The sequence below is a fragment of the Erwinia sp. genome (genome assembly GCF_031978025.1).
Taxonomy (GTDB): domain Bacteria; phylum Pseudomonadota; class Gammaproteobacteria; order Enterobacterales; family Enterobacteriaceae; genus Erwinia.
Window position 1 is genome coordinate 1 of record NZ_DALZCD010000137.1, and the last position, 11,129, is coordinate 11,129.

The following is an 11,129-nucleotide window of genomic DNA, read 5'->3' on the forward strand; positions in this document are numbered from 1 at the left end:
GATCGCCGCTTTCAGACGCGCCTGAAGAAGCGGGCAACGCCGCCTCGTCTACCTCGCCACTAAACAGATGCATATAGCGGCTTTCGCGCTTGCCCGGCTCGCGCGCCAGCCGCACGACAAACGGGCCATCTTCACGTGCAGCAAGGTTTTCCAGCGTCTGCTCAAGCTCTGCCATATCGGTGAACTCGTGCAGTCGGGTGCTGCGCGTGCGCAGTTCACCCGGCGTTTGCGGGCCGCGCAGCAGCAGCGTGGTCACCAGCGCCAGTTCTGCGGCAGAAAATCTGAGCTGGCCGAATTCGCTGTTGCAGAAGCGGTGCTCATACTTCACTACTCTTTGCCCGGATCCGCTAAACGAGGTTATTAAATGTTTTTTCGTCAGCAAATCCAGCGCATCCTGTACGCCGGTTTCCCCCAGCGTCATCACAGGCTCGCGGTTAGATTTTTGATTACAGGCGGTGACCACGCCGTTCAGCGACATAGGGTACTGATCGGGCGTTGTTACCTGCTTTTCCAGCAGGCAGCCAATGATGCGTGCCTCAACGGGCGAAAGAAGAGTTTTCATTAAAGGGGTCCACGTCGTTCGGGTGTCCATTCTCTGGCGGTCAACGCGGTTAATACGTGATCCTGCCAGCGTCCATCTATCAACAGATAATCTTTGGCATAGCCCTCTTTTTCAAAGCCGAGCCGGGCCAACAGGTCGCCGCTGCGCTGATTATGCGGCATATAGTTAGCCATAATTCTGTGCATATGCTGCTGGCGCTGCATATAACGAATGGCCGACTGGAGCGCCTCAAACATCATGCCCTGTCCCTGCCATTTTTGCCCCAGCGAATAGCCCAGATAGCAGGCGTGAAACGAGCCACGTACCACATTACTGAAATTCGCTACGCCACGGACTTCGTTTTCGTCGGGATCCATCACCGCAAAATAGTAGGCGCTGCCCTGCTTGTGCATATCGGTGATAAGCCCCAGCCGGGCCTGCCAGCCGGAAGGATAGCAGTGGCTTTCATCGCGAATCGGTTCCCAGGGCTTCAGAAATGCCCGGTTTTCCGCATAGTAGTCCGCCAGACGCCAGGCGTCTCTCTCATGAACGAGGCGCACGACCAGCCTGTCGGTGGTCAGACGCACTTTAGGGGCTGCGGAACGGTAGCCAAACATCTTTTCTCCTGGATTCAGCCAGTCATCAATAAAAGTACCGCGTTGCCTCGACGGCAGGCTGTCGTACGCCCATCTCTTCACTATAACCGCCTGATTGCAGTCGGGTAAAATAATGTCAGGAATTTTTCGCCAGGGTGAAGATCCAGTTGGTTAAAAAGCAGATAAAAAAGCGCCCGGAGGAAACGCGGCGGTGAAGGAGGAACCACGCCGCCTTTTCTCTCACTAACAGAGCCTGTTCTGTCTTTTAAAAGGTATGCTGATGCACATCAATAATCGTCCGCCCTCTACCACGCCAGTGGAGCAATCGACAGGCCCCTCTACAGGTAAAATGACTGTTTCCAACACGGCAGGCTCCGACGCGCCGTCAATGAGCAACCTGAAAAATCAGCTTACGCCTCGCAGCGAAGACTATCTTTCGCGGTTTAAACATCATGGTTCTCTGACGGAGAAAGCCATGGCAAACGCGGCATCGACCGCGCTGGAACACGATCGCTTTCTGGCGAACCCGGGCAGGGAGAAGCCCGTGACCCAGTTTGGTGTCACCATGAACCTGAATGGGTGTAAGGGCATGCTGCTGGCGAACTTTACCTCGCATAACGACAGGCTTGAGCTGGAAGCGTTAGCTTTTCGTGAAGAACGCTTTTTTGAAGCTGAAGCAGGCAAGATTGAGATGGTCGTTCTGGATCGCGCGCGCGATCTGCCCGAGGTGAAGCCTCATCAGCCTTCAGCTGAAGAAGCGGATTCCCGGGCTGAAAGCGCTGGCGTGGAAAGTCATGCAAATGCTGGCGCGCATGCCGATGCTGAGGGAGCTGTCGCCGATACGCCCCCTGCTTTATCACCAGAAAAACCTCTCTCAGACCGTGAGATTGCAGAAGCAAAAAAAGCGCTCGATAAAGATATAAAGCGGTTTGACAACCAAACCATGCAGCGAAAAATGGCCAGCAAGCTGGCCGATACCCAGATCAAGGAAGGCCGTTACAACAGCCGATTCACCGCGTTACCGGCCGCTCATGCCAGCGTGGCCAGTGCCAGGATAACCGCTAAAACCACCCAGGTCAGCGCCAAAGCAAAAGAGGCGGTCACGACTTATTTTCAGCAGGCGTTTGGTCTGGAAGAAAAAAGCAGGCCGGCTCTGCGACCCGCGCCGGTGGAACCTGCTGCAATCGTCGATGTGCCTGCCGGTCAGCAGTATCAATTCAGCAAGCATGAGTTTGCCGATTTTTATGAGGAACACTGGTTACCCCTTCGGGAAAACACGGCGGAGCCGGAGCACGCCGACACGGCGCTTTCTACACAAACCAGTCGTCCCGGCTCCGCAACAGGTCTGCCAGATTCAGCTGGCAGCACGCAACCCACCGCTTTGCCGCGTCGCCATGCACGTTTTATCAATCAGGACATACAAAATGCGCTCCGGCAGCAGCTTGAGGCGGGGTCGTCGTCGCCCTCTTCACCCGCCGAGCCCCTGCCGCAAAGTGCACAGACCAGCCGTCCCGGGTCCGCAGCAGGTCTGCCAGATTCACCTGATGTCACGCAGCCTGACGCTTCATCACGGCGCTATGCCCAATTGTTCAGCCAGGACCTGCAAAGCGAGCTTCAGCAGCAGCTTGAATCAGGTTCCTCCTCGTCCTCTTCGGCAGCGGATTCTGCGCCGCAAAATCGGCGCTATGGCGCCAACTTTGATGAGCAGTTCATCAACCAGCTAAAAGAGAGACTGAATAACTTGCCTTCACGCCAGGAAAAGTAAGCATGGTTGAATTTTACCCATGAAAAAATCAGGGATAAATGATTATCCCTTTTCAATACCTGCCGCGGACTCACGGAGCGCATGGAGCCACTACGCGATTCCAGATAATATGGCGCAGTTAAGCACTGCCCGCGGGTTGTGCTTTTCCCTGCCGAAGGGGCGGACAGAAAGCAATATTCGTTTGGCAAGCTGAAGCATGACAGGAGCGTCGTATGTTGCGCGGCAACAGCCCTGACTTTGCCGGAGGGCATTTAGTGAAGCTATTTTATCTACAGCAAAAGTGATGACTTTGCCCGAGTAAGCGCGGCGTTTTTTAGCGGTGGCCTGCTGCCATCTTTCGGAAATATCGGTTAAGAACTGAAACACCCCTTTCCCTGAACCTGACAAGGCGAGAGCAGTAAACGGACAACCGCGGTGGTTTGCCCTGTCAGCCGTTCTCTTCCATACTCCCTGCATACATTAAGAAGATTAACGGTATTTGCCGTTAACTTCAGCATTGTAAGGAGGCACTTTTGAAACTGTTTATTTACGAACATTGTCCGTTCTGCGTAAAAGCGCGCATGATCTTTGGCCTGAAAAATCTGCCGGTCGAGCTGGTGGTGATGCTAAATGACGATGAGGAAACGCCGAAGAAGCTGATCGGGCAAAAAATGGCGCCGATCCTGATGAAGGAGGACGGCAGCTGTATGCCGGAGAGCCTGGATATTGTTGCCTTTGTGGATAAAAGTGACGGCGAACCGCTGCTGACCGGCCGCACTAACCCGGCCATCAGCGACTGGCTACGCCACGTCAACAGCTACCTGAACAAACTGCTGCTGCCGCGCATCGCTACGGCGCCCTTTGCCGAATTCGCCACGCCGGAAGCGCGCCGCTATTTTACCGGGAAAAAAGAGGCCAGCGTCGGCAGCTTCGACGAGCTGAAACAGCATTCCGCCGGCTTTATCAAAAAGATCAATGACGATCTGCGCCAGCTCGATAAGCTGATTGTCAAACCCAACGCGGTGAATGGTGAACTGTCACTGGACGATATCCAGCTTTTCCCGGTGCTGCGCTCTCTGACCCTGGTGGCGGGCGTTGAGTATCCCAGCCGCGTAGCCGACTATCGCGATAACATGGCGAAACAGACGCAGATCAATCTGCTCTCTTCCGTCGCTGCCTGATTTCACGGGGCCGTGTTCGCGGCCCCGCCTTATTTCGTCACAACTTTTTCCCGCCCTTACCTCCCCCAGCCTGGTGACTCTTCGTCATTTGTCGGGCAAGCTAACGCCTCGCGTCAGAAGGGGTAACTGACGTCATAACGTTACGAGGAGCACTATGAACAATCTTATACGGGGCGCGATGGCCCTGATGTTGACGCTAAGCCTGGCGGGCTGCAACAAGCTGACCCACTATTCCGTTAGCGAGCAGGAAGTGAACCAGGCGCTGCAAAAGCACAATAATTTTGAAAAACAGATTGGCATGGCCGGGCTGGTTGATGCCCATATTGTCCTGACCGATCTCAGCAGCAAAATCGGGCGTGAAGAGGCGGATAAAGTCACCCTGACCGGTAAAGCCACCGTCGATATCAGCTCGCTGTTTGGGCCACAGCATGCGGAGATGCTGTTGACCATGAAAGCGCAGCCTGTTTTCGACAAGGAAAAGGGCGCGATTTTCCTGAAAGATATGCAGCTGACCGACGTACAGGCGCAGCCTGCGAAAATGCAGGGCGTTCTGAACACGCTGACGCCCTATCTGAACCAGTCACTGAAAGATTATTTCAATCAGAAACCGGCCTGGGTGCTCAGCGCCGATCGCAGCAAAGCGGAGTCGCTGGCGAAGCGCTTCGCTACCGGTCTGGAAGTGAAGCCCGGCGAGCTGATTATTCCGTTTACGGACTAAAGCCTCAGGGTTTTCCGGACGTACCGGGAAACCCTGTTCTCTTTTTCCGCTGCCTGCATAAAGCAGGTGCAAACGTTTGGCTTTCCCTTTATCCTTGATACCCGGCCAAATCGCGCCATACGATTTCACTTCTGCCGGAGCCTGTCTATGACTGCACACCCTCAGCAACTTATTATCCGCCGCCCTGACGACTGGCATATCCATCTACGAGACGATGAGATGCTGAAAACCGTGCTGCCCTTTACCAGTGAGGTTAACGGCCGGGCCATCGTGATGCCTAATCTGGTGCCGCCAGTCACCAGCGTAGCGGCGGCTATCGCCTATCGCGATCGCATTCTGGCCGCCGTACCGGAAGGGCACCGATTTACGCCGCTGATGACCTGCTATCTGACCGATTCACTGGACGCAGACGAGGTCGAGAAAGGCTTTAATGAAGGCGTGTTTACCGCCGCCAAGCTCTACCCTGCCCACGCCACGACTAACTCCAGCCACGGCGTAACCAATATTGATGCGATTGCCTCCGTGCTGGAACGTATGCAGAACATTGGGATGCCGCTGCTGATCCACGGCGAAGTGACCGAGGCACACGTTGATATTTTCGATCGTGAAGCGCGTTTTATCGAAACGGTAATGGAGCCGCTGCGCAAGCGTTATCCTGCGCTGAAAGTGGTGTTTGAGCATATTACGACCAAAGAAGCGGCCGACTACGTGCTGGAAGGCAACTCTCTGCTGGGTGCCACCATTACCCCGCAGCACCTGATGTTTAACCGCAACCATATGCTGGTCGGCGGCGTAAGACCGCACCTTTATTGCCTGCCCATTTTGAAACGCAACGTGCATCAGGACGCGCTGCGGAAAGTGGTCGCCAGCGGCCATGAACGGTTCTTTTTAGGTACTGACACTGCGCCACACCTGCGTCATCGTAAAGAAGCCAGCTGCGGCTGTGCAGGCGTTTTTAATGCGCCCTCGTCCCTACCCGCTTACGCTACGGTTTTTGAAGAGCTGGGCGCGCTGGCGCATTTCGCTGCATTTTGTGCCGAAAACGGCCCGCGCTTTTACGGACTGCCGTTAAACGAAGGCACCGTGAAGCTGGTGCGCCAGCCCTGGACCGTGCCGGAGAGCATCGCGTTGGGTGAAGACACGCTGGTGCCTTTCCTGGCTGGCGAAACGCTGAACTGGCGCGTTGAACTTTAATTCAGACAAAATGATTGCTTCCGCAAATATTACTGTATATATTCACAGTAAATTCATCGGAGGCTTTTATGCGTATTGAAGTCACTGTAGCAAGAACCACCACGCTGCCCGCGGGTGCCATCGATGCGCTAAGCGCCGAGCTGGGCAAGCGAATCGATAAACAATTTCCTGAATCCGCCCATAGCGTTTCAGTACGCTACGCCGCAGCCAATAATCTGACGGTGATGGGCGGCGGTAAAGAGGCGAAAGACCAGATTACCGATATCCTGCAGGAAACCTGGGAAAGCGCCGACGACTGGTTTATTACCGACTGATCGACATCCCGTGGTCTTTCCGTTCTTTGCCGGGCTTCGCCGTCCGGCTTTTTTCTTTTCTTCCCTCTTTGCACCCGACAGAATCTGGCTATAGTAGAATGACTCCCTGTGCGTTGTTGCCGCTGGCTAAGAGGTCTGCCATGAATGTTGAAAATCCTGAAGAAGCGATGACGTTTGGCGAGCTGCTGGCGCTGATCGCCGATCAACAGCGCCGTCTGAGCGTGCTTGAAGTGGCCTTCTCGTCGCTCTCCTTGTGCCTGGATGAACAGGCTGCGCTGCGCCTGGTCGATAAGCTTCGTCTGGAAGCGACCCGGTCTGATTACGATGAAAATAAGCGGCAGCATTTTGCCGTGCTGGCCGATGAGTTAGCTAAACGAGCCGGGTGAATAATATTTACTCAAGTATTGTTATTCCGCTGCCGATATTTATTATATCGGGAGCACCTGCTTTTAGTTTCTGCGTACGCAATCCCGTAACAATTAAAGGCAATCGGCTTAGATTAAGATTTCATTCTGCGAGCAATCGGATTTCTGTTATAATTGTCTTGCTCTATGAAAAAAGCCGCATTGAACCTCGATAAATCACTTCGTTGTCATTGTTAACACGAGTAATAAGGGGGTTATAATGGACAGAAACAAAGAGGTTATCCAGACACATCCCCTCATTGGGTGGGATATCAGTACCGTAGACAGCTACGATGCCATGATGATCCGTTTGCATTCGCTTACATCAAATGAACAGCCAGATGATGAAGCCGAAGTGGGCCAGACCTACTGGCTGACCACCGACGTTGCCAGACAATTTATTTCTATTCTCGAAGCTGGCATAGCAAAGATAGAAGCTACTGAATATCAGGATCGCGACTACAAAAAGCACTAATTTTACCCGCGTTAGCCTGAAGGCACCCAAATGGGTGCCTTTTTCATTACTGCCGCATTTTGCTATCCTGCTCGTCTGTTTAACAGAGGAGTCAGGTGCAGATGGTTTATGACTTAATTGTGGTGGGCAGCGGCTCGATCGGTGCGGCCGCCGGCTGGTACGCCACCCAGGCGGGGCTCAATGTCCTGATGATCGATCGGGCGCATCCGCCCCATCGCGAAGGCAGCCATCATGGAGAATCGCGTTTAATCCGCCACGCTTACGGTGAAGGCGCCCGCTATGTGCCCATGGTGCTACGGGCTCAGCAGCTGTGGGATGAGCTGGAGCAGCAATGCGGCGAGCGCATTATGCAGCGTAGCGGCGTGCTTAATCTTGCGCCCAATCATTCCGAATTTCTCCGCAACGTGCGGCAGAGCGCTGAAACATACAGCCTGCCGGTTGAGATCCTTAGCGGTGAAGATGCCGTGCGGCGCTGGCCGCAACTCTCCGTTCCTGAAAACTATACGGGTATTTTCGAGCCGCGCTCCGGCTATCTGAAATCTGAACTGGCTATTCGGCACCTGATTCGGTTGTGCAAAGAAGCGGGCTGTGCGCAGCTGTTTAATTGCGCCGTTACCGGTCTGGAAGAGCGTGATGGCCTGCAGGTGGTGCAGACGCCGGAAGGGGAGTTTCACAGCAAAAAACTGCTGCTAAGTGCCGGAACGTGGATCAAGACGCTTTTGCCGGCCCTGCCCGTTACGCCGGTCAGAAAGGTCTTTGCCTGGCATCAGGCCGATGGCCGCTACAGTGAAAACAATAAATTCCCCGCGTTTACCGTTGAAATGCCGGACGGCACCCATTTTTACGGTTTTCCCGCTGAAAATAACGCCATTAAAATTGGTAAACATAACGGTGGACAACCCATCAGCGCGCCCGAACAACGTAAACCTTTTGGCGCTGTCGCGGAAGACGGCAGCGAATTGTTTGGCTTTTTACGGCAATTTTTACCTGGTGTGGGCGTTTGTCTGCGCGGTGAAGCCTGCACCTATGATAATACAACGGACGAGGATTTTATTATCGATACGCTGGGAGCGGACCGGTTGATTATTAGCGGGCTAAGTGGACACGGATTTAAATTTGCCACGGTATTGGGCGAGATTGCGGCGCAATTTGCTCAAGGAAAACCTTCAAAATTTGATTTAACGCCCTTCTCACTTTCCCGCTTATAAATAAAAAGGCGGCATTAAAAATGCCGCCTTTTCACATGACTTGTTATTTCATGTCATCATCTGACCATGCTATGAAATATTATTTTACAGACGAAGCCGCATCTTTCTTTTGCTGACGCAGACGCAATTTTTTTATCAGCGAGTGCGCCTCCGCTTCACTGCCGACGGCAGGGGCGGAACCGGTTAGCGGTTTACGAGCCGTTTCACGCATAGTGAAGACGGTGATCACGCCGATTGCGCCAGCCCCCATCAGATAGTAAGCAGGCATCATCAGGTTATGCGTTGTTGAAACCAGCCAGGTGGTGATCAGCGGCGTGGTGCCGCCAAACAGCGAAACGGACAGGTTAAAACCGATGGCCAGCGCACTGTAGCGAATATCCGTAGCGAACAGCGCGGGCAGCGTGGCCGGCATTGAGCCGCTAAAGCAGGTATGCAGCACACCCAGAATGATCAGTCCGGCGAACACCAGCCACATATTACCGGAACCAATCAACATCAGGCTGGGGATCGCCAGGACAATCAGGCCGATTGCGCCGCACAGGATAACCGGACGACGGCCCAGGCGATCGTTCCAATGGCCAGAGAACAACGTCAGCGGCATCATCACAAACATCACTACCAGGATCAGCAACAGGCTGCTCATCTCGCTCAGACCGAGGATACCGGTCAGGTAGCTTGGCATATAAGAGGTCAACATATAGTTGGAGACGTTAAACAGCAGCACCAGGCCGATACATTTCAGCATCTGGGCGCGATATTTGCTCAGCATTTGCAGCAGCGTCAGGCGCGGTTTGCTGTGCTCCAGCGCATCCTGTTTTTCCATGTGCTTTTGAAACGCCGGCGTTTCTTCCAGCTTCAGGCGAACGTAAAGGCCAAACAGCCCCAGCGGCGCAGCGATAAAGAACGGAATACGCCAGCCCCAGTTCAGCAGCGTTGCCTCTGGCATCGCCGCCGTCAGCCCTGTTACCAGGCCCGCGCCGAGCAAATAGCCGCCTAACGTGCCGAATTCCAGGAAGCTGCCCATAAATCCGCGGCGGTTATCGGTAGAGTATTCGGCAATAAAAGTTGCCGCGCCGCCGTATTCGCCGCCGGTAGAGAAGCCCTGCACCAGGCGGGCCACCAGCAGCAGGATCGGGGCAAGAATACCGATGCTGTCATAGCTTGGGATCAAACCGATACAGAAGGTACCGATAGCCATCATGATCATGGTAATGGCCAGGACTTTCTGCCGCCCCACTCTGTCCCCCAACGGCCCGAATACCAGCCCGCCGATAGGACGCACCACGAAGGCAGCAGCAAAGGCGCCGAAGGCCGCGAGCAGCTGTGCCGCCGAGCTTCCCCCCGGAAAGAAAACCTTACCGATGGTGACAGCCAGATAGCTGTAAACGCCAAAGTCGAACCATTCCATGGCGTTACCGAGCGCGGCTGCGCCCACGGCACGCTTTAGCATGTCGTTGTCCACAATGGTAATGTCTTCGACAGTCAGTTCTTTCTCTTTCTGTTTTTTCTGCCAAAAGTGCTTTTTATGTCTGTTTTCTGAGTGCGTGCTCATGCAGTCCCCTTAGTGAGAATGACTGGCAGCATCATAGCTTTCGTTGCCGTTGGAGCTTATGGAGAGAGAAGGGAATGAAAGCTATAAAGCAGCGAAAATTAAAATTACGGCGCTTAAAAACGTTTCTTTACGGGAATTTACTCTATACGACAGTCTCCTTTTTATCAAGTTTGTGACAGAAATCGCTGTAAAAGACGTTTTATTCCCTTTTAGAATCTGTGGCCATCTTGCCAGCCAGCCAGAAACGCTGAGGGTTTACCTCCCTTCCTTTGGCGCTTTGCAAAGCGCCGAAGGACAGGATGCCCGATGTCTTTTTGTTACCCCCAGAGATCCCCTCCGGCGCGATGGCCTGGCTGATTTTCTGGCTCTGCCAGCAGAGCATGCTCAAGATGCAGCCAGAGTTTTTTTAGTTCTGGCCCGGTGCGTTTATCAGCAAGTAGCGACTGTTCATCCATCGCGGGCAGCATTAGCGGACGTTCGGGCGTCGCCTGGGGACTGCAATCTTCAAGTAACCGACAACCGAGGATATGGAGCATTTCCGTCAGCTGCGCCTGCGCAAGGGTTGCGCGCACCGAAAGATTCGGAAAGGCCAGTCTCTTTTCCATCAACTCTCCGCTGCCAACAATCCAGTCCAGCGCATTTTTCATCACTCCTGAAACACCGTGCGCATACTCAGGGCTGACCAGTAAGAGCATATCGGCATCGGCAATTTCCTTACGCCAGCGCCCCACCTCTTCCCCGGCGTGCTCATCATTGTCCGCATTAAACAGCGGCAGACTGCCCAGCTCTGAGTAGATCTTAAAATCTATATTTGCCGGTTTGATGAGCCGCAGGGTTCGTAGAAAGAGGTGGTTAACCGAAGCGCCACGCAGGCTGCCCGCAACGGCAAGTATCCGGGGTTGATGACTCATAGGTTTTCCTTTTGTCGAACGGTGAAAGCGGCTGATGTATGGGTAGTTGACCCGCTGCTGTATCTTGAGATAAACCACCCTACTCCATAGCCAAAGCAGAGGCTAAACTGCATTTAAGGTATGTTGTAACTATATGGGGATCCTGAGGGCGTTATGATGTTAGGGCAGTAAAAGGGATAAGCGTTCCGGAAGAGGTCATGCCAGAAAAGGCCGTATGCGGCTCAGCGGCGTTAACAAATGTCAGGCCGGATAAAACCAGCCTGAAAACGGGGAAGAAGAGAAAAATCGACC

General features: G+C 53.8%; 12 protein-coding genes. 8 read left to right on the forward strand and 4 right to left on the reverse strand.

What is annotated here, in order from left to right:
• Together RTK32_RS12375 and rimJ are read right to left on the reverse strand one after the other, a co-directional pair.
• On the reverse strand, positions 1-562 hold a 562-nt coding region (locus RTK32_RS12375; protein ID WP_312044350.1), incomplete at its 3' end, for a DUF480 domain-containing protein.
• Positions 562-1,158, reverse strand: coding sequence for a ribosomal protein S5-alanine N-acetyltransferase (rimJ, locus tag RTK32_RS12380; RefSeq protein WP_312044369.1), 597 nt, complete (start codon positions 1,156-1,158; stop codon positions 562-564). The genes rimJ and RTK32_RS12375, both read right to left, overlap by 1 nt.
• A gap of 259 nt (positions 1,159-1,417) precedes the next feature.
• Between rimJ and RTK32_RS12385 the strand changes: the two genes are divergently transcribed.
• The 8 genes from RTK32_RS12385 to solA all read left to right on the forward strand — a co-directional run bounded on the left by RTK32_RS12385 (position 1,418) and on the right by solA (position 8,375).
• Complete coding sequence (locus RTK32_RS12385) at positions 1,418-2,902, forward strand: hypothetical protein (RefSeq protein ID WP_312044352.1); 1,485 nt, start codon at positions 1,418-1,420, stop codon at positions 2,900-2,902.
• A 512-nt stretch (positions 2,903-3,414) separates the two neighbouring features.
• A complete protein-coding gene (gene grxB / locus RTK32_RS12390) occupies positions 3,415-4,062 on the forward strand; it encodes a glutaredoxin 2 (RefSeq protein ID WP_312044354.1) in 648 nt (215 codons plus the stop codon).
• Positions 4,063-4,216: 154 nt separating this feature from the next.
• Positions 4,217-4,780, forward strand: a complete 564-nt coding sequence (locus RTK32_RS12395; protein ID WP_312044356.1) for a lipoprotein — start codon at positions 4,217-4,219, stop codon at positions 4,778-4,780.
• Positions 4,781-4,927: 147 nt separating this feature from the next.
• Positions 4,928-5,974: a dihydroorotase gene (gene pyrC / locus RTK32_RS12400; RefSeq protein ID WP_312044358.1), complete on the forward strand. Its 1,047-nt coding sequence runs from the start codon at positions 4,928-4,930 to the stop codon at positions 5,972-5,974.
• Between the two features lie 68 nt (positions 5,975-6,042).
• A complete protein-coding gene (gene dinI, locus RTK32_RS12405) occupies positions 6,043-6,288 on the forward strand; it encodes a DNA damage-inducible protein I (protein ID WP_312044359.1) in 246 nt (81 codons plus the stop codon).
• Positions 6,289-6,428: 140 nt separating this feature from the next.
• A complete protein-coding gene (locus RTK32_RS12410) occupies positions 6,429-6,674 on the forward strand; it encodes a hypothetical protein (RefSeq protein WP_312044361.1) in 246 nt (81 codons plus the stop codon).
• A 238-nt stretch (positions 6,675-6,912) separates the two neighbouring features.
• Positions 6,913-7,167, forward strand: coding sequence for a biofilm formation regulator BssS (gene bssS, locus RTK32_RS12415; protein ID WP_312044363.1), 255 nt, complete (start codon positions 6,913-6,915; stop codon positions 7,165-7,167).
• A 101-nt stretch (positions 7,168-7,268) separates the two neighbouring features.
• The gene (gene solA, locus RTK32_RS12420) at positions 7,269-8,375 is read left to right on the forward strand and encodes an N-methyl-L-tryptophan oxidase (RefSeq protein ID WP_312044371.1); all 1,107 of its coding nucleotides are present in this window, start codon (positions 7,269-7,271) and stop codon (positions 8,373-8,375) included.
• Positions 8,376-8,454: 79 nt separating this feature from the next.
• Here solA and proP read toward each other — a convergent pair whose 3' ends face one another.
• Together proP and RTK32_RS12430 are read right to left on the reverse strand one after the other, a co-directional pair.
• On the reverse strand, positions 8,455-9,927 hold the full coding sequence (gene proP, locus RTK32_RS12425; protein WP_312044365.1) for a glycine betaine/L-proline transporter ProP: 1,473 nt from the start codon (positions 9,925-9,927) through the stop codon (positions 8,455-8,457).
• A 317-nt stretch (positions 9,928-10,244) separates the two neighbouring features.
• Complete coding sequence (locus tag RTK32_RS12430; protein ID WP_312044367.1) at positions 10,245-10,838, reverse strand: NADPH-dependent FMN reductase; 594 nt, start codon at positions 10,836-10,838, stop codon at positions 10,245-10,247.
• Positions 10,839-11,129: the final 291 nt, after the last annotated feature.

Bases quoted from the DNA above. Each gene is read 5' to 3' on its own strand.
- solA (WP_312044371.1), top strand. From the start codon at position 7,269: ATGGTTTATGACTTAATTGTGGTGGGCAGCGGCTCGATCGGTGCGGCC.
- bssS (WP_312044363.1), top strand. From the start codon at position 6,913: ATGGACAGAAACAAAGAGGTTATCCAGACACATCCCCTCATTGGGTGG.
- dinI (WP_312044359.1), top strand. From the start codon at position 6,043: ATGCGTATTGAAGTCACTGTAGCAAGAACCACCACGCTGCCCGCGGGT.
- proP (WP_312044365.1), bottom strand. From the start codon at position 9,927: ATGAGCACGCACTCAGAAAACAGACATAAAAAGCACTTTTGGCAGAAA.
- RTK32_RS12385 (WP_312044352.1), top strand. From the start codon at position 1,418: ATGCACATCAATAATCGTCCGCCCTCTACCACGCCAGTGGAGCAATCG.
- RTK32_RS12430 (WP_312044367.1), bottom strand. From the start codon at position 10,838: ATGAGTCATCAACCCCGGATACTTGCCGTTGCGGGCAGCCTGCGTGGC.
- pyrC (WP_312044358.1), top strand. From the start codon at position 4,928: ATGACTGCACACCCTCAGCAACTTATTATCCGCCGCCCTGACGACTGG.
- RTK32_RS12395 (WP_312044356.1), top strand. From the start codon at position 4,217: ATGAACAATCTTATACGGGGCGCGATGGCCCTGATGTTGACGCTAAGC.
- RTK32_RS12410 (WP_312044361.1), top strand. From the start codon at position 6,429: ATGAATGTTGAAAATCCTGAAGAAGCGATGACGTTTGGCGAGCTGCTG.
- rimJ (WP_312044369.1), bottom strand. From the start codon at position 1,158: ATGTTTGGCTACCGTTCCGCAGCCCCTAAAGTGCGTCTGACCACCGAC.